Origin of the sequence: Pseudonocardia sp. DSM 110487 (assembly GCF_019468565.1) — a bacterium.
Taxonomy (GTDB): Bacteria; Actinomycetota; Actinomycetes; order Mycobacteriales; family Pseudonocardiaceae; genus Pseudonocardia.
In genome coordinates, this window is sequence record NZ_CP080521.1 from 1,179,846 (window position 1) to 1,197,867 (window position 18,022).

15 protein-coding genes are annotated in these 18,022 nt (G+C 70.7%); 12 read left to right on the forward strand and 3 right to left on the reverse strand.

Annotated features, from left to right (window positions below; translation table 11 throughout):
• Window positions 1–127: 127 nt before the first annotated feature.
• A complete protein-coding gene (locus tag K1T35_RS05615) occupies window positions 128–604 on the forward strand; it encodes a MarR family winged helix-turn-helix transcriptional regulator (RefSeq protein WP_255621612.1) in 477 nt (158 codons plus the stop codon).
• Between the two features lie 165 nt (window positions 605–769).
• Here K1T35_RS05615 and K1T35_RS05620 read toward each other — a convergent pair whose 3' ends face one another.
• Window positions 770–1,297, reverse strand: coding sequence for a DUF1003 domain-containing protein (locus tag K1T35_RS05620; protein ID WP_220259110.1), 528 nt, complete (start codon window positions 1,295–1,297; stop codon window positions 770–772).
• Window positions 1,290–2,558: a magnesium transporter MgtE N-terminal domain-containing protein gene (locus K1T35_RS05625; protein WP_220259111.1), complete on the reverse strand. Its 1,269-nt coding sequence runs from the start codon at window positions 2,556–2,558 to the stop codon at window positions 1,290–1,292. Before K1T35_RS05625 ends, K1T35_RS05620 begins: the two co-directional genes overlap by 8 nt.
• Before the next feature lie 106 nt (window positions 2,559–2,664).
• Between K1T35_RS05625 and K1T35_RS05630 the strand changes: the two genes are divergently transcribed.
• The 10 genes from K1T35_RS05630 (at window position 2,665) to K1T35_RS05675 (ending at window position 16,186) form a co-directional block, all read left to right on the forward strand.
• On the forward strand, window positions 2,665–3,627 hold the full coding sequence (locus K1T35_RS05630) for a CoA ester lyase (RefSeq protein WP_220259112.1): 963 nt from the start codon (window positions 2,665–2,667) through the stop codon (window positions 3,625–3,627).
• 377 nt (window positions 3,628–4,004) lie between these two features.
• Complete coding sequence (locus tag K1T35_RS05635; RefSeq protein ID WP_220259113.1) at window positions 4,005–6,005, forward strand: glycosyltransferase family 2 protein; 2,001 nt, start codon at window positions 4,005–4,007, stop codon at window positions 6,003–6,005.
• A complete protein-coding gene (locus K1T35_RS05640; RefSeq protein ID WP_220259114.1) occupies window positions 6,002–7,201 on the forward strand; it encodes an acyltransferase in 1,200 nt (399 codons plus the stop codon). The genes K1T35_RS05635 and K1T35_RS05640 overlap by 4 nt, the downstream gene beginning before the upstream one ends.
• Window positions 7,198–9,726, forward strand: a complete 2,529-nt coding sequence (locus tag K1T35_RS05645) for a glycoside hydrolase family 2 protein (RefSeq protein WP_220259115.1) — start codon at window positions 7,198–7,200, stop codon at window positions 9,724–9,726. Before K1T35_RS05640 ends, K1T35_RS05645 begins: the two co-directional genes overlap by 4 nt.
• 86 nt (window positions 9,727–9,812) lie before the next feature.
• Window positions 9,813–11,006 (forward strand): acyl-CoA dehydrogenase family protein, encoded by a 1,194-nt coding sequence (locus K1T35_RS05650; protein WP_220259116.1) that lies wholly within the window; start codon window positions 9,813–9,815, stop codon window positions 11,004–11,006.
• Window positions 11,007–11,146: 140 nt separating this feature from the next.
• Window positions 11,147–11,665 carry a general stress protein gene (locus K1T35_RS05655; protein ID WP_220259117.1) on the forward strand — a complete coding sequence of 173 codons (519 nt, stop codon included), beginning with the start codon at window positions 11,147–11,149 and terminating at the stop codon, window positions 11,663–11,665.
• A gap of 152 nt (window positions 11,666–11,817) precedes the next feature.
• Window positions 11,818–13,176: an ABC transporter substrate-binding protein gene (locus tag K1T35_RS05660; RefSeq protein WP_220259118.1), complete on the forward strand. Its 1,359-nt coding sequence runs from the start codon at window positions 11,818–11,820 to the stop codon at window positions 13,174–13,176.
• On the forward strand, window positions 13,176–14,138 hold the full coding sequence (locus K1T35_RS05665) for a carbohydrate ABC transporter permease (RefSeq protein ID WP_220259119.1): 963 nt from the start codon (window positions 13,176–13,178) through the stop codon (window positions 14,136–14,138). The genes K1T35_RS05660 and K1T35_RS05665 overlap by 1 nt, the downstream gene beginning before the upstream one ends.
• Window position 14,139: 1 nt before the next feature.
• Entirely contained in the window at window positions 14,140–14,976 is an 837-nt protein-coding gene (locus K1T35_RS05670; protein WP_220259120.1) for a carbohydrate ABC transporter permease, read from the forward strand.
• A 4-nt stretch (window positions 14,977–14,980) separates the two neighbouring features.
• A complete protein-coding gene (locus K1T35_RS05675; protein WP_220259121.1) occupies window positions 14,981–16,186 on the forward strand; it encodes an ABC transporter ATP-binding protein in 1,206 nt (401 codons plus the stop codon).
• Between the two features lie 98 nt (window positions 16,187–16,284).
• Here K1T35_RS05675 and K1T35_RS05680 read toward each other — a convergent pair whose 3' ends face one another.
• Window positions 16,285–17,127, reverse strand: a complete 843-nt coding sequence (locus tag K1T35_RS05680) for a chromosome partitioning protein ParB (protein WP_220259122.1) — start codon at window positions 17,125–17,127, stop codon at window positions 16,285–16,287.
• A gap of 64 nt (window positions 17,128–17,191) precedes the next feature.
• Between K1T35_RS05680 and K1T35_RS05685 the strand changes: the two genes are divergently transcribed.
• Window positions 17,192–18,013, forward strand: a complete 822-nt coding sequence (locus K1T35_RS05685; RefSeq protein ID WP_220259123.1) for a class I SAM-dependent methyltransferase — start codon at window positions 17,192–17,194, stop codon at window positions 18,011–18,013.
• The last annotated feature ends 9 nt before the right edge of the window (window positions 18,014–18,022 follow it).

Sequence of the window (18,022 nt, forward strand, 5' to 3'; positions counted from 1 at the left end):
TTCCGCTGGACCTTCCATCGACGGCGCGACCCTGCCAGGCGCGGCAGCCGCGCCCATTTCGTCCACTGTACGTCCGGTCGCTGAACGTCTGTCCTCTTGTCGGCGGGGCTCCGTAGCATGATTCCCTGTGACGGACACCGCGGCGACCAGAGCGCCCGACGCGGGACGATCGCGATCGGCCCCCACCAGTGCGCAGCTGGCGGCGTGGCGGGCGTTCCTACGGGCCCACGCGGCTGTCACGCGGGCCCTCGAAGCCGAGCTGATCGCCGAGCAGGATCTCCCGCTCGCCTCCTACGACGTGCTCGTGCAGCTGGCCGAGGCCCCGGACCGGCGGCTGCGGATGACCGAGCTCGCCGACGCCGTGCTGCTGTCGCGCTCCGGTGTCACCCGCCTCGTCGACCGGCTGGAGAAGGGCGGGCTCGTGGCTCGCTGCCCGGTGGAGAGCGACGGGCGCGGGGTCGCCGCCCGGCTCACCGACGCGGGCCTCGACCGCCTGCGCACCGCATCGCGCACCCACCTGCGTGGCGTCGCCCGCCACTTCGTCAACCGGCTCGACGAGGCCGAACTGCGGGCGCTTGAGCGGATCAGCAGCCGCCTCGTCTAGTCTAGTGTCCCGAACCGGAAGTCCGGTGCATAAATCGGCGGATCCAGGTTTCCGCTGGGTGTGCCGGCGAGCCGGCCTCGTACCGGGCGTACTCGGCCGGTTCGCCGGTGCGCCCAGCGGGAAGCTGGGCCGTCGAGTTATGTGGTGGATTTTCGGTTCGGGACACTAGCTGCCGGCTTCCCGCACCGCGCGCCCGCGAACCTTGGCGCGCTCGGTGGCCGGGTCGGGGCCGCCGCCGAGCCGGTCGCACAGCTTGTCGAGCTCGCCTCGCAGGTAGTCGCGGGTGGCCACCTCGCCGACCGCGATGCGCAGCGCAGCGAGCTCCCTGGCCAGGTACTCGGTGTCGGCCTTCGTCCGCTCGGCCCGGGCGCGGTCCTCCTCCAGCGATATGCGGTCCCGGTCATCCTGCCGGTTCTGCGCGAGCAGGATGAGCGGCGCCGCGTACGCGGCCTGTGTGGAGAAGGCCAGGTTGAGCAGGATGAACGGGTAGGGGTCCCAGCTCCCGATCCACGCCGTCAGGTTCAGGATGATCCACACGATGACCAGGACGGTCTGGATCGCGAGGAACCGACCGGTGCCGAGGAACCGGGCGACCTTCTCGGACAGGCGGGCGAACCACTCCGGGTCGACCTCGAACCGGGTCCGGCCGAGTAGGGGCTGGTCGAGCCGCCGACTCGTGGTGATCTCAGGCATCCGACGCCTCCCTTGTCATGTCGTCCGGTTCGGTCAGGCGGTCCCGCCAGTCGGGTGGGAGCAGGTGGTCGAGGACGTCGTCCACCGTGACGGCGCCGAGCAGGTGGTCCTCCGCGTCGACGACCGGCCCCGCCACCAGGTTGTACGCCGCGAAGTAGCGGGTGACCTCGCCGAGGGTCGCGTCCGGCGAGAGGCGGGCCAGCTCGGTGTCGACGACGCCTGCCACGAGCTCGAACGGCGCCGCCCGCAGCAGGCGCTGGGCGTGCGCGCACCCCAGGTAGCGGCCGGTGGGCGTCTCCGACGGTGGCCGGCAGACGAACACCATGCTGGCCAGCGCGGGCGGGATGTCGGGGTTGCGGATCCGCGCGAGTGCCTCGGCCACGGTGGCGTCCGGGCGCAGGATGACCGGCTCCGGGGTCATGAGGCCGCCCGCGGTGTGTGGCGAGTAGCTCATCAGCCGCCGCACCGGCTCCGACTCCTCGGGCTCCATCAGGGCGAGCAGCGCGTCCGACTCGGCGTCGGGCAGCTCGTGCAGCAGGTCCGCGGCGTCGTCGGGTGCCATGGCCTCCAGGACGTCCGCCGCGCGCTCAGGGGACAGGTGCGCGAGCAGTGCGCGCTGGTCGGCCTCGGACAGCTCCTCGAAGACGTCGGCGAGCCGCTCGTCGTCGAGGCCGTCGACCACCTCGTGCTGGCGCTTCTCCGGCAGCTCCGACAGCGCGGCCGCGACGTCGGCCGGCCGCATCGACTCGAACACGGCGAGCAGGCCCTCGGTGCCCTGCCGGTCGGTGAGCGAGAGCCCCGTGACGGCCCGCCACGGCAGCACCTGTACCGGCTCGCGCCTGCCCAGCCGGTGGCGGCGGACGCGCACGGCGAGGCGCCCGACCACCCAGTCCCTCGAGCGGGTCGGCTCGATCGCGGCGTCGACGACTACGGCCTCCTCGCCGGTGTCGACGAGCCGGACCCGTGCGTCGAGCAGCTGGCCGACCAGTAGACCCTCGTTCGGGCGCTGCGCGAAGCCGCGGAGGCTGACTGAGCCCGTCGCGAGGGTGACGGCGGCGGGGTCGATCGCGGTGACCCGCAGCATCGGCACGAAGATGCGCCTCCGGGTGGCGAGCTCGACCACAGCACCGAGCACCCGCGGCGGGTTCGCGTCGACGCGCAGTGAAGCGACGAGGTCACGCACCCTGCCGATGCGCTCCCCGTCCGGCCCGAACACGGCGAGACCGACCAGGCGCGCGACGAAGACCCGGTCAATGCCCATGGCCGAGAGCCTAGGCTGAGAGACCCATCACCTCAGGGATCGTCGCCGCCCACGCCCGTGTCAGCATCGGCGCAGCCCGTGCCGCACTCGACGAGGAGTCGCCGAAGTGACCACCTCCCAGCTCCGCGCCCGCCGGTCCTGCCTCGCCGTGCCGGGATCGAGCCAGAAGTTCATCGACAAGGCCCGCACCCTGAACGCCGACCAGGTCTTCCTCGACCTGGAGGACGCCTGTGCGCCGCTGGCCAAGCCGGGCGCCCGCAAGACGATCGTCGAGGCGCTGAACGAGGGCGGCTGGGGCGAGAGGATCCGCGTGGTCCGGGTGAACGACTGGACCACCGAGTGGACCTACCGCGACGTCACCGAGGTCGTCGAGGGCGCGGGCGCGAACCTGGATGCGATCATGCTGCCGAAGGTGCAGACGGCCGAGCAGGTCATAGCACTCGACCTGCTGCTCACGCAGATCGAGAAGACGATGGGCTACGAGGTCGGGAAGATCGGCATCGAGGCGCAGATCGAGAACGCGCTGGGGCTCGTCAACGTCAACGCGATCGCCACGGCGTCACCGCGGGTCGAGACGATCATCTTCGGTCCCGCCGACTTCATGGCGTCGATCAACATGAAGTCGCTGGTGGTGGGGGAGCAGCCGCCCGGCTACGACGTGGGCGACGCGTACCACCACATCCTCATGAGCATCCTCATGGCTGCCCGCGCCCACGACAAGCAGGCGATCGACGGGCCCTACCTGCAGATCAAGGACGTCGACGGCTTCCGCAGGGTGGCCGGCCGATCGGCCGCGCTCGGCTTCGACGGCAAGTGGGTGCTGCACCCCGGCCAGATCGACGCCGCGAACGAGACCTTCAGCCCGCGGCAGGAGGACTACGACCACGCCGAGAACATCCTCGACGCCTACGACTGGTACACGTCCGAGGCGGGCGGCAAGCGCGGTGCGGCGATGATCGGCGACGAGATGATCGACGAGGCGAGCCGCAAGATGGCGCTCGTCATCGCGGGCAAGGGCCGGGCCGCCGGGATGGGGCGCACCGATCGTTGGACACCGCCAGAGGGCTAGTGTCCCGAACCGGCAGTCCACCACATAACTCGACGGCCCAGCTTCCCGCTGGGCGCACCGGCGATCCGGCCGAGTACGCCCGGTACGAGGCCGGCTCGCCGGCACGCCCAGCGGAAACCTGGATCCGCCGATTTATGCACCGGACTTCCGGTTCGGGACACGCGCCGAGCGGGCGCTTACTCCGGACAGGCGTAACTCGCTCATCCGTTCGCACCACTGGACGCGGTCGCTGACCGTAGGTGGACCGCTCGTCGCTGGTAAGGCGAGCCTCATCGCATCGCCCGTTAGTGTGAACGATCCGGGGTTGCACGCGACTGTGCGTGTTGGAACGGTGGCGCGGTTGGTGTACGACCCATCCCCCATATGGAGTTCCCCGCATGACGGACGTCATCGATCCGGCGGCGGTTCCGCCCCGGATCCATGAAAAGCCCGACCCTGCGGCAACGATGCCCTCCCGCCCCCCGCTGCTCGACGACACCGCTCCCCTGCAACGTGTCGCGGCACCGGCACACCCAGCTCTGCGTTCCCACTCCGAGTGGTTCCAGGAGGCCGGGCACGTCCTTGCACGTCCGCGACGCAGCCGCCGCCCCGCGGCGATCGTCGCGTTGCAGCTGGTCGAGCGCGACCGGATCGAGTCGCGATTCGGTCGCCGCGGCCTCGACGAGCTGATCGGCCAGGTCGCCTGGATGGTCGACGGCGAGCTGACCGACGCCGACCGCATGGGTTCCGACGGCCGCGGCGGTCTGCTCGTGCTGCTGTGGAACACGGCGCGAACCCATGTGCACGAGCGCCTTGAACGCGTGATCGGCAGGCTCGCCAAGCGCGAGCTGGTTGTCTACGGCGAGTTGGTGCGCGTCACGCCCGTCATCGGCTGGACGAGCGCGGTGGACGGGCCGCCCGCGCAGCGCCGCGACCTCGCGGCGATGGCGGGACGCGCGGGAGCCGCCGCCGACGCCGCCACGCAGCAGATGGACCTGGTGCCACGGCGGTGGACGCCGGCCCTGTCGGCCCCGCCGCACGAGGACGGCGCTCGTAAGAACACGCAGCTACGGACGGCGCTGCAGGTGATGGCGACGTTCGCGATCGGCATCGGGGTGCCGCTGGCCGTGCTGCTGGGCGCCGACCTGCTCGGCGTCGACCTGGCCATGCCCGCCTACTACGCCGTGATGGCGGCGCTCGTGTTCACGGCGACGGTCATCTGGATGGAGAACTTCCGGGCCCTCGACCCGCCGCGGCCACCCGAACGGCCCGCGTCGGCGTACCCGAGGGCGTCGGTGGTGATCCCGGCATACCTCCCCAACGAGGCGGCGACGATCATCGAGACCCTGCGGTACGTCCTCGCCCAGGACTATCCGGGTCAGCTGCAGGTGATCCTCGCCTACAACACGCCGCGCCCGATGCAGGTGGAGGAGGAGCTGCAGGCGATGGCCGCCACCGACCGGCGGCTGGTCGTGATGCGGGTGCCGTTCTCCACCTCGAAGGCGCAGAACGTCAACGCCGCCATGCAGGTCGTGAACGGCGAGTTCACCGCGATCTTCGACGCCGATCACCACCCGCGTCGGGACGCGCTCACCCGCGCGTGGCGCTGGCTCTCCCACGGCGCGGACGTCGTGCAGGGCCACTGCGTCGTCCGGAACGGGCAGGCGTCGCTGGTGGCGCGCACGGTGGCAGTGGAGTTCGAGTCGATCTACGCCGTGAGCCATCCCGGGCGGGCCAGCCTGCACGGGTTCGGCGTGTTCGGCGGATCGAACGGGTACTGGCGCACGAGCGTCCTGCACGGGACGCGGATGCGCGCCGAGATGCTCACCGAGGACATCGACTCGTCGATCCGGCTGATCCTGCACGGGCACACCGTCGTCAACGACCCGGGGTTGCTCTCCTACGAGCTGGCCCCCGCGACGTTCGGCGCGCTGTGGCACCAGCGCATCCGGTGGGCACAGGGCTGGTTCCAGGTGGCGCGGCGCCACCTGGAGGACGGGCTGCGCAGCGACAACCTGACGGTGCGCAACCGCTTGGGCATGGCGTTCCTGCTCGGGTGGCGCGAGGCCTACCCGTGGATCTCGCTGCTCATCCTCCCGGTGCTCGCGTTCATGGCGTGGCGGGCGGGCGGCGTCACTGAGCTGGACTTCCTCGTGCCGAGCCTGGTGCTGTCCTCGATCTACACGTTCTCGATCGGCCCGGCGCAGGCGCTGTTCGCGTGGCGGCTGGCCGCGCCCGAGGTCCGTCGGCACCGCCGGTGGTTCCTCGGCTACCTGCTGCTGGCGCCGGCCTACACCGAGCTGCGCAACACCATCGCCCGGGTGGCACAGCTCAAGGAGCTCACCGGTGAGCGTCGTTGGGTGATCACGCCCCGCCCGGTCGCCGAGGCGAGGTCGTGACGGCTCCGGCTCCGGCGGCGAAGAAGAGTTCCGAGCGGTTCGCCCTCGACGGGTACCGCGCCGTGGCCGCGGTCGCGGTGCTCACGTTCCACGCCTACCAGTACAACCGCCTCCGGTACTGGCCGCTCGAGGGCACCGTGTGGCACGACCTGATGCTCTACAGCGACCTCGCCGTGGACATGTTCTTCGTGCTCTCGGGCTTGCTGCTGGGGTTGCCGTTCGCGCGGGCCGCGCTGGGCATGGGTTCACAGCGCTCGGCGAAGATGTTCGTGCTGCGCCGGCTCGCGCGGCTGATGCCGCTGTACCTGACCGTGGTGCTGCTCGTCTGGTCGATCACCAACCCGGAGTTCCCCGGTGACCTGCGCGACCTCGTGCTGCACCTGACGTTCACCCACGTCTACAGCGACGACCGGATCTTCTACACCAATGGCCCGGCCTGGACGCTGGCGTGCGAGATGCACTTCTTCGTGCTGCTCGGGGTGCTGGGCAGCCTGGCGCAGCGGTATGTCCCCCGGATCGGATCGATGGGCGTCCGCTACCTCGTGCTGGTCGCTGGGGTCGTCGCGCTGATGCTGCTGAGCATCGGCTACCGCGTCTGGGCCGCCTACGTCCGGCACTTCCCGCACGACTCGTGGTCGGCGTGGTTCAACCCGCTCGCCAAGCTCGATGTGTTCGCGCTCGGCCTGCTCCTGTCGATCCTCGCGGCGAGTGGCTTCAAGATCCGCGCGCGGCTCGGCCGGATCGCCGTGCTCGCGGTGGCGGGCGGCTTCGTCTACCTGTCCGTCCTCGTGCACGCCGACGGCGACCAGGTGTCGATCACCCAGCACACGTTCGCCGGCGCGGCCTGCACGTTCCTGCTGGCCTCCACCACGCTCGCCCCCCGCCAGCCGCGCTGGCTGGGGTCGAAGCCGATGGTGTTCATGGGCACCATCAGCTACGGGATCTACCTGTGGCAGGAGCCGGTGCAGCGCGTGCTCGCCGACAACGGGCTGCTACCCCCCAAACAGGGTGGACCGGCCTTCCTGATCGCCGCGGCGATCGTCTTCGCCGTCACGTTGGCCGTGGCGTGGCTGAGCTACCACGTGATCGAGCGCACGGGCCTGCGCATCCTCGCGAGCGTCGACGGCTCGGGACGGCCCCGCGACTACTACCCGGAACCGGGGCCACCGCCGCAACCGCTCCTCGTGGATCGATGACCCGGGCTCACCTCGTCGGCATCCTGCCCACGCACGTTCTGTTCGGAGCGCTCGGCGTCGTCGTCCTGATCACGGCGGCGCTCGTGATCCAGGGGGAGGACGAGACCGGGCCGCGCGCCCCGGACCCGTTCGTCGCCCGCGACGTGGCGAGCCTGCGGCCGACGCTCGACGTCACCGACCACGGCGTGCCGGTCGCGGCCGGGGACGTGCTGCCGTCGCTGGAGTGGCAGCCCGACCGGCACCGCGTCGATCTCGGCGGCACCTGGCGCAGCCAGCGCGTCGAGGCCGATCACGAGCTGTCGCTCACCGACCGGGCGAGGTCGCTGCCCGAGATCGAGCAGCGGGCCGGTGGCCGGCAGAACCCCGATTACGACGACAGCGGGTGGACGCGCCACCCCGTGCCGTCCCCGGAGAACGAGCTCCACGGGGCCGATCCGCCGGAGGAGTACCAGGGTGGCGTCTGGTACCGGCGCACCGTGGACGCGCCCGCTCCCGCCGATCGGGAGCGGGTGCGCCTGGTCTTCGCGGCGGTGTCGTCGATCGCCGACGTCTGGATCAACGGGCGGTGGGTCGGCTACCACGAGGGTGGCTACACCCCGTTCGTCGTCGACGTGACCGACGCGATGCGGGAGCGGCCAGGCCCGCTCACGATCTCCGTGCGGATCGACAACCCGCCGCTCGGCCCGTACGCCGGCACCGTGCCCGCACAGACCGTCGACTGGGTGAACTACACGGGCATCCTGCAGGAGGTCTACCTGGAGTACGTCCCGGCCGGTGGCATCGCGCGCCTCGACGCCGTTCCCCGTGCGCTGCCGGGCATCGACCCCCGCGAGCGGGTCGGCCTCGACGTCACGCTGGTCGCGGGACCGGACCTCGCCCCGGAGGACTTGACGTTGCAGCTCGCCCATGCCGACGTGCGTCCGGAACTGCTCACCGCCCGCCGGCCCGCCGACCTCGCCGGCGCCGTGGCGGCCGCCGAGGAGACCGGCCGGACCGTGGAGCGGGCCAGCGGTCACACGGTCGTGCGCGTGACGCTGGAGGTGGCGCGGCCGTGGCTCTGGTCGCCCGAGGCCCCTGCGCTGTACGTCCTCACCGCATCGATCCCCGGTGACCGCTACGCCACGCAGGTCGGACTGCGCACGGTCGGCGTGGCGGCCGACGGGCCGCAGGTGCTGCTCAACGGGCGCGCGGCGCGCTTCGTCGGGCTCAACCGGCACGAGGAGTGGCCCGACACCGGCCGCACCACCACCGACCTCGACCGGCTCGCCGCCGACCTGAGCCGCATCCGCGACACCGGCGCCACGCTGCTGCGCACCGCGCACTACCCGAACAGCGCCATGACCTACCTGCTCGCCGACCGCATCGGGCTCGCCGTGATCGAGGAGATCCCGATGTGGTGGACGGACGCGTACGCGTTCGCCGACCAGGAGCGGCGCCGCATCGCCGACCAGATGTGGCGCGAGATGATCTTCCGGGATCGCAACCGGCCGTCCGTGCTCGCGTGGAGCGCCGTCAACGAGGCCCGCGCGCAGAACGCCCGCGCGGCCTACCTGAACCGCCTGGTGCGGGACCTACGTCTGCGCTACCCGGACGGCAGGCTGGTCACCCAGTCGGCGGCCGCCGACCGCCCCGGTGCGGACGACCCGAGCCGCCACCAGGTCGACGTCGCCGGCTACACCGTCTACGCGGGCACGTTCGACGACGACGCGCCCGACGGCGTGACCCGCCGGGTGGCAGGCTTCCTCGCCGACGTGCACGCCGCGGATCCGCGGCAGCCGGTCTGGGTGACTGAGTTCGGCGCCTATGCCGGACCGCGCGACGTCAAGGCGGACCGGCAGGCGGAGCTGTTCGACGCCGTCTGGTCCGCGCTGAAGAGCGACCCTTACCTCTCGGGGGCGGCGTGGTGGTCGGCCGCGGACAACTTCACCCCCATCGCAGGCGTGAACACCTTCGGGCTCCAGCCGATGGACGGCCGCGGCAGGCGTCCGGTGGCCGCGAAGCTGCGTGCCGCGTTCCAGGCGGCGCCTCCGGTGACGTCCGGCCCGTTGCTCGCCGCGCGGGAACCGTTCGTCCCCGACCCGTTGCCCGCGCCCGACCACCCGCGCCTCGCACCCGGCACGCTGTCCGACTTCTCCGCCGCGGACCCGGCCGAGCCTGCGGGCGGCGCGCGGCTCGAGACCCGCGACGGTGTGCTCGTGCTGCACCGCACGGGGGAGAAGCCGAGTGCGGCCGTCTACCTGTACGGGCGGCCGGTCGACCTCAGCGCGTCCACCCGGCTGTGCCTGTCGGTGCTCGACCCCGACGGCGGCGCTCGCCTGAGGTTCGAGCTGCGCGACACCAACGGGGCCACCACGGACGTCACGGCGACCGAGTCGACGGCGCCCGGCGCCGCGGAGCCGCGGTGCGCGTCGCTGGCCGACGACCGCGACGCCCGGATCGACCTCACCCGCGTCGACCTGGTCACCGTCACCCTTCAGAACGCCAGCAGCGAGCAGATCACGATCGATGACCTGACTCTCTTCTGAGGGCGCTGTGTGCGGACATTCACAGCGGGACCGCAGTCTGCGGGGAGATACTGCCCGGTAACTCGCCCAGCGTCGGGAGGACGTCGATGGCCAAGCTCGCCCAGACCGCAGGCCTCACCGAGATCCAGCAGGAGATACTGGCCACGGTCCGCACGTTCGTGGACAAGGAGATCCTCCCGCACGCCAACGCGCTGGAGCATGCCGACACCTACCCGCAGGAGATAGTCGACGGGATGAAGGAGATGGGCCTGTTCGGGCTCACCATCCCGGAGGAGTTCGGAGGGCTAGGCGAGTCGCTGCTGACGTACGCGCTGGTCGTCGAGCAGATCGCGCGCGGGTGGATGAGCGTGTCGGGCGTGATCAACACGCACTTCATCGTGGCGCACATGATCACCCAGCACGGCACGGACGAGCAGAAGCAGCGCTACCTCCCGGGGATGGCGGCCGGTGAGGTGCGGGGCTCGTTCTCGATGTCGGAGCCGGACCTCGGCTCGGACGTCGCCGCGATCTCCACGAAGGCAGTGGCCGATGGCGACGATTTCGTCATCGACGGTGCCAAGATGTGGCTGACCAACGGCGGTACCTCGAACCTCACCGCCGTCCTCGTACGCACCGACGAGGGTGCCGACCGGGCGCACCAGAACCTCACCTGCTTCCTGGTGGACAAGCCGGAGGGCTACGGCGAGGTCGCGCCCGGCCTCACCGTCCCCGGCAAGATCGACAAGATGGGGTACAAGGGCGTCGACACCACCGAGCTGGTGTTCTCCGGCCACCGCGTGCCCGCCGCGCAGATCCTTGGCGGCAGGCGCGGCGGTGGGTTCGCCCAGATGATGGACGGCGTCGAGGTGGGGCGGGTCAACGTCGCGGCCAGGGCCTGCGGCATCGCGATCCGCGCGTTCGAGCTGGCCGTCGAGTACGCCCAGCAGCGCCGCACCTTCGGCAAGCCGATCGCCGAACACCAGGCCATCGCGTTCAAGCTCGCCGAGATGGCCACCAAGGTGGAGGCCGCGCACCTGATGATGGTCAACGCCGCCCGGCTGAAGGACTCCGGCGAGCGGTTCGACGTCGAGGCGGGCATGGCCAAGCTCCTGGCCAGCGAGTACTGCGCCGAGGTCACGCAGGAGTCGTTCCGCATCCACGGCGGCTACGGCTACTCCAAGGAGTACGAGATCGAGCGGCTCATGCGCGAGGCGCCGTTCCTGCTCATCGGCGAGGGCACGTCCGAGATCCAGAAGACGATCATCAGCCGAGGCCTGCTGCGGGAGTACAAGCTTCGCTAGGACCCTCCTAGGCCTGACAAGCGTCGGTTGGGTCTCCATGTGATGATCGTCGGAATGGGCACTACGTCCCTGGTCCTCGCGTTGACATGATGTGGGCTCGAGAGCACCAGGAGCCCAGACTTCGAGGAAAAGGAGGCCCCGTGACCACTCCGTTCGGTGGCCCCGCGCGCACCGCGCCCGGACTGCCCAACCTGCCGACCCCACCCACCGGGTGGCCGGTCGGTTCCTACGCCACCTACGAGGAGGCGCAGCGGGCCGTCGACCACCTCGCCGATTCGGACTTCCCGGTCCGTGACGTCACGATCGTCGGCGTCGACCTGATGCTGGTCGAGCGCGTGATCGGCCGGCTCACCTGGGGCCGGGTGCTCGCTTCCGGCGCCGCGTCCGGCGCATGGTTCGGTCTGTTCGTCGGCCTGCTGCTGAGCCTGGTGAGCCAGGGCGGCACCTCGTTCGGGCCGATCCTGCTCGGCCTCGGCTTCGGTCTCGTGTTCGGGTTGATCTTCGCCGCCGTCACGTACGGCCTGTCCCGCGGCCGCCGTGACTTCCAGTCGGTGAGCCAGCTCGTCGCCGGCCGGTACGACGTCCTCTGCCAGCCCCGGAACGCGGAGAAGGCCCGCGAGCTACTGGCGAAGCTCGCCATGAGCGGGGGCCCGGCCTAAATCCACCTTGTCGTTCCCCTAACCCTCGCCCCAGCGATTGCGGCCCCTTCCCGACGCGCATAGGTTCTGATCACCGGCCACTGGCCGTGATCGGGATCACACTCGCGGGCGACGGCGCCTCGTCGTCCCCGCATTTCGGGACGGAGAGACGCATGGGGGAGCCGGTCCATTCGACGCTCCGGCGGCGACGCGGACGCCCGCTCGCCGCGGCGGCCTGCGGGCTCCTGGTCGCCGCGGCGGTGGCCGGATGCAGCTCGGGCCCGGCCGGGCCACCGGTGCTCAACTTCTACACGCCTGCCGACAACGCGAGTGGCTACGCCGCCGGCGCCGAGGCGTGCACCGAGGCGGCGAACGGCCGCTACGTCGTGACGCAGCAGACGCTGCCGAAGGCCGCGGACGACCAACGGCTGCAGCTCGCCCGCCGCCTCGTCGCCGGCGATCCCGAGGTCGACCTTGTGGCGCTGGACGTCACGTGGACCGCCGAGTTCGCCGAGGCAGGCTGGATCGAGCCGTGGCCCGACGACGCCGCGGCGGCCGTCGAGCAGGGCACTCTCGAGGGGCCGCTCGAGACCGCCCGGTACCAGGGCCGGCTCTGGGCGGCGCCGCTCAACACGAACACGCAGCTGCTCTGGTACCGCACGGACCTCGCGCCGCAGCCACCGCAGACGTGGGACCAGATGATCCAGATGTCCGAGGCGCTGCACGAGAAGGGCCTGCCCTCCTACATCGAGGTGCAGGCGGCGCAGTACGAGGGCATCTCGGTCTGGTTCAACACGCTGCTCACCAGCGCGGGCGGCCAGCTCGTCAACGAGAACGGCGACGTTCTCGTCGACGACGGCGACGCAGCCCACAAGGCCACGTCGATCATGCAGCGGGTGGCGGGCTCGCCCGCGAGCGACCCGTCGCTGTCGGTGGCCCAGGAGAACGACGGGCGCCTGCAGATGGAGGCGGGCGTCGCGGCGTTCCAGGTCAACTACCCGTTCGTGAACGCCTCGATCAACACCCCTCCACCGGACGGCGGTGGTGGCGGCACGTTCATCGACGAGCAGGGCCGCCCGACCGGCGAGGACACCGGACGCCAGGTCGTGGACGTGTTCGCGTGGGCGCCCTACCCGCGGGTGGACCCGAGCCGACCGGCGACGCCGACCATCGGCGGGATCAACATCGGCGTGAGCACCACCGGCGGCAACCAAGACCTGGCATTCGAGGCCGCGCAGTGTCTGCGGAACCGGGAGAACCAGCTCACGAACGCCACGCAGGGCGGCGTGCCGCCGACGCTGGCCGAGCTGTACGACGACCCGTCGTTCCAGGCCGAGTACCCGGCGTGGGAAGCCATCCGCGACTCCCTCGAGAACGCGAGCGTCCGGCCGCTGACCCCCGCCTACACGAGCATCTCGATCGTGCTCGCCGACCTCCTCAACCCGCCTGCGCAGATCGACCCGGACGCGGTCGTCCCGCGGATGGCGACCGAGGTCGAGCGCGCCGTGAACTCGGAAGGACTGGTGCCCTGATGACCGTCTCGAGCACGGCCCCTGCCGCCGAGGTCGAGACCTCGGCCCGGGCCCCGAAGCACCGGGGCAAGCCTCCGCTGTCGGAGGGGGCTCGCGCCGAGCGGAAGCTGGCGTTCCTGCTCTGCGCCCCCGCCGTGATCATCATGGTCGCGGTGACGGCCTACCCCATCGGCTACGCCCTGTGGCTGTCCCTGCAGCGCTACGACCTGCGGTTCCCGGCCGACCGGGCGTTCGCCGGGCTGTCGAACTACGTGGCGGTGCTCTCATCGGGCTACTGGTGGTCGGCGTTCGGAATCACGTTGCTGATCACCGTGGTCTCGGTGGTGATCGAGTTCGTGCTCGGCCTCACCCTCGCGCTGGTCATGCACCGCACGATCGTCGGCCGCGGACTCACCCGCACCGTCGTGCTGATCCCGTACGGCATCGTCACCGTCGTCGCGGCGTTCAGCTGGCAGTTCGCCTGGACCCCTGAGACCGGCTACCTCGCCAACATGCTCCCGGCGGGCAGCGCGCCGCTCACCGACCAGGCCGCGGCGATCGTGCTGATCATCATCGCCGAGGTCTGGAAGACCACGCCGTTCATGGCGCTCCTGCTGCTGGCCGGACTGGCGCTCGTGCCGGACGACCTGCTCAAGGCCGCCCAGGTGGACGGCGCGGGGCCGTGGGAGCGCCTCACGCAGATCATCCTGCCGATGATGAAGCCCGCGATCCTCGTGGCGCTGCTCTTCCGCACGCTCGACGCGTTCCGCATCTTCGACAACATCTACATCCTCACCGGCGGCTCGAACGGCACCGGATCGGTCTCGATGCTGGGTTACAACAACCTGTTCCGGGCGTTCAACCTCGGCATCGGGTCGGCGATCAGCGTGCTGATATTCATCTCCGTCGCACTGATCGCATTCATCTTCATCAAGCTGTTCGGCGCCGCGGCGCCGGGCTCCGAGACCGAGGGGAGGCGCTGAGATGGCCGTCGCGACCACGACAGGTGCGAAGAGCAAGTGGGCCGGGGCCAACACGCTGGTGCTGCTCTACGCGCTCGTCCCGGTGCTGTGGATCCTCAGCCTGTCGTTCAAACCGGCGAGCACCATCACCGACGGCAACTTCATCCCGCGGGAATGGACGCTGGAGAACTACGCCCAGGTGTTCGGTGTCTCCCTGTTCACCAGCGCGCTGATCAACTCGATCGGTATCGCGATCATCGCGACCGTGCTCGCCGTCGTGATCGGCACGATGGCCGCGTACGCGATCGCCCGGCTGCGGTTCCCCGGCAAGGGCCTGCTGGTGGGCATCTCGCTGCTGATCGCGATGTTCCCGCCGATCTCGCTGGTGAGCCCGCTGTTCGACATCGAGCGCGCCATCGGCCTGTTCGACACGTGGCCCGGCCTGATCCTGCCCTACATCACGTTCTCGCTGCCGCTGGCGATCTACACGCTCTCGGCGTTCTTCCGCGAGATCCCGTGGGAGCTGGAGAAGGCCGCCAAGATGGACGGGGCCACGCCGCTGCAGGCGTTCCGATCGGTGATCGTGCCGCTCGCCGCCCCCGGTGTGTTCACCACGGCCATCCTGGTGTTCATCTTCTGCTGGAACGACTTCCTGTTCGCACTCTCCCTGACCTCCACCGAGCGCTCGCAGACGGCCACCGTCGCGATCGCGAACTTCACGGGGGCCAGTGAGTTCGCCGAGCCGACCGGCTCGATCGCGGCGGCCGCTGTGCTGCTCACCATCCCGATCATCATCTTCGTGTTCTTCTTCCAGCGGCGCATCGTCGCCGGTCTGACCTCCGGCGCAGTGAAGGGCTGAGAAAGTGGCTGACATCGTCCTGGACCACATCACCAAGCGCTACCCCGACGGAACGATCGGCGTCGACGACGCGAACGTCGAGATCGCCGACGGCGAGTTCATCATCCTGGTCGGCCCGTCCGGCTGCGGGAAGTCCACGGCGCTGAACATGATCGCCGGGCTCGAGGACATCACTGACGGCGAGCTGCGCATCGGTGGCGAGCGCGTCAACGAGAAGGCGCCGAAGGACCGCGACATCGCGATGGTGTTCCAGTCCTACGCGCTCTACCCGCACATGACCGTGCGGGAGAACATGGGCTTCCCGCTCAAGCTCGCCAAGGTCGACAAGGCGGAGATCAACCGCAAGGTCGAGGAGGCCGCGCAGATCCTCGACCTCACCCACCACCTGGACCGCAAGCCGGCCAACATGTCCGGCGGCCAACGGCAGCGGGTGGCGATGGGGCGCGCGATCGTCCGCAGCCCGAAGGCGTTCCTCATGGACGAGCCGTTGTCGAACCTCGACGCCAAGCTGCGCGTCCAGATGCGCACCATGGTGTCCAAGCTGCAGCAGCGGCTGCAGACCACCACGGTCTACGTCACCCACGACCAGACCGAGGCGATGACGCTCGGCGACCGGATCGTCGTCATGCGCGGGGGCAAGATCCAGCAGATCGGCTCGCCGCAGCACCTCTACGACGAGCCGGCCAACCTGTTCGTCGCCGGGTTCATCGGGTCGCCCGCGATGAACTTCCTGCCCGCCACCGTGGAGGACGGCAAGTTCCGTACCGGGCTGGGGGACGTCCCGCTCGTCGACGAGGTGCGCCGCGCCCTCGAGACGGCCGATGCCCCCCGCCAGGTGATCGTCGGTATCCGTCCGGAGCACTTCGAGGACGCCGCCCTGCTGGAGGAGCACCAGCGCGCCCGCGGCTGCGTGTTCACGGCCGAGGTCGACGTGCTGGAGTCGATGGGCTCGGACAAGTTCGTGTACCTCCCGGTGGAGGGCGAGCAGGCGATGTCGGACGACCTCGCCGAGCTCGCCGCCGACGCCCACACCGCTGACGTGCCGGGCGGGGACACCGGCACGCTGGTCACCCGGCTGTCGGCGACCTCGGGCGCCACCGAGGGCCAGAAGATCGACGTCTGGCTGGACACGAGCAAGATCCAGGTGTTCGACCCGGCGAGCGGTCGCAACCTGACGACGGCGTCCCCAGCCCCGGTGGCGGCAGGCTAAGGGGCCTCTTCCGGTGGTCGAGTAGCGCCAGCCCGCTGGGGCGCCGGCCCTACTCGACCACCGGGAATCTGGGAGGCCCTACTCGACCACCGGACGCGTCAGTGGCCGGGGTCGGAGCGCAGGTGCTCGATCACCTCGTCGTCCCAGCGGTGGGTGCGCATCAGCCGGTAGCGCTGGCCGGCCAGGTGCAGGTAGGCCTCGGCCTCGGTGCGCTCGCCGATCAGGTCGGCCTGGGCGAGCATCCGCACCACGGGGCGGTACTCCTCGGCGTACCAGCGCCGGGCCACCGTCTCCCGGTCGAGGAAGCGCCGCTCCTGCTGCATGAGCCGGAACCCCCACGCCTCGACCTCCTCGCTGAGCTCCGCGTACGACCACGCGGTCGTCACGAGGATGGTCGCGAGCGCGGGCCCGGGCAGCGGGACCCGGTCGAGGAAGACGCGGCGCAGGTCCTTGGTGATGAGATCGCCACGCCGGGAGATCCCGGTGGCGTCGATCCTCGTGGTGACCTCGGTGACGAAGGCGTCGATCGTGCGGAAGCCGAGTGCGTGCGCCACCGACACCCGGTGGTGGCCGTCCTTGACGAAGTGCAGCTCGCCCACGCGGTACACGTCGATCGGCGGGATGGCCTCGCCGCGGCGCTGCGCCCTGGCCAGCCGCTCCCACCGCTCCCGGCTGCGGCCCGACCGTGGGCGGAACCAGCGATCGAAGTCTCGGGTGCGGTCGACGCTGCCCACGATCGACTCCAGCGGGACGACCTGTAGCCCGAGCCTTCGCTCAGCGACGCGGCCGAGCGCCGCCACGACCTCGTCGAACGGAAGGATCTCCGAGACGTCGTCCGGCTCGCGCCGCAACCACGCCGCCAGCCGCGAGAGGACCGCCCTGCGGCGGGCCCGCAGGAAGTCGTGCTCCGCGTCGGTCGCGGGGAACCCGGTGTCCGCCATCGGCGCCCAGTGTCCCCCGTACAGGAGCGCGACGTCTCGCAGCGGATGCGACAGGATACGAGGTGTGACTCCGAAGCCAGGTCCGATCGAGCGGGGCGGGGTCGCGCGCTCGTTCGACGCGCACGCCCGTACCTACGACAAGCTCGTCGGCTCCAACCCCGGCTACCACGAGCACCTGCGCCTCTCCACCAAGCGGATGGGCCTGCCCGACCGGGGTGCGGGCCTGCGGCTGCTCGACGTCGGCTGCGGCACGGGTGCCTCCACGGCCGCGCTGCTGGACGCCGCCCCCGAAGCCGAGATCACAGCCGTCGACGCGTCGCACGAGATGCTGGCGCAGGCCACACGGAAGACGTGGCCGCGCACGGTCCGGTTCGTGCGCGGCAATGCCGAGAACCTCGCCATGAGCGGCATCGTCGGCCCGTACGACGGGATCTTCGCCGCGTACCTCCTGCGCAACCTCGTGCACCGGGACGCCGCGTTGCGTCAGTTCCACCGGCTACTGCGCCCCGGTGCGCCGCTCGCCATCCACGAGTACTCCGTGCGCGACTCGCTGCGCAGCCGCGTGGTTTGGACCAGCGTCTGCTGGGGCGTGATCATCCCCATGGCCCGCATCCGCGCCGGCTCGACCGACCTCTACCGCTACCTCTGGCGCAGTGCGCTGCAGTTCGACGGCATCCAGGCGCTGAGCAAGCGGCTCGCGTCGGCCGGCTTCGAGGACATCCGGGTGCAGACGGTCCCGGGCTGGCAGCAGCACATCGTGCACACGTTCCTCGGCAGGCGGCCAGCAGACCCCGCGGGGGCCACAGCCATGCCGGCGGAGGCGCACGTCGACCCGGAGGCGGCCACGCCCGCCGACGGCATCGACATGACGAAGCCGCCCGCCTGACCCCGTGGC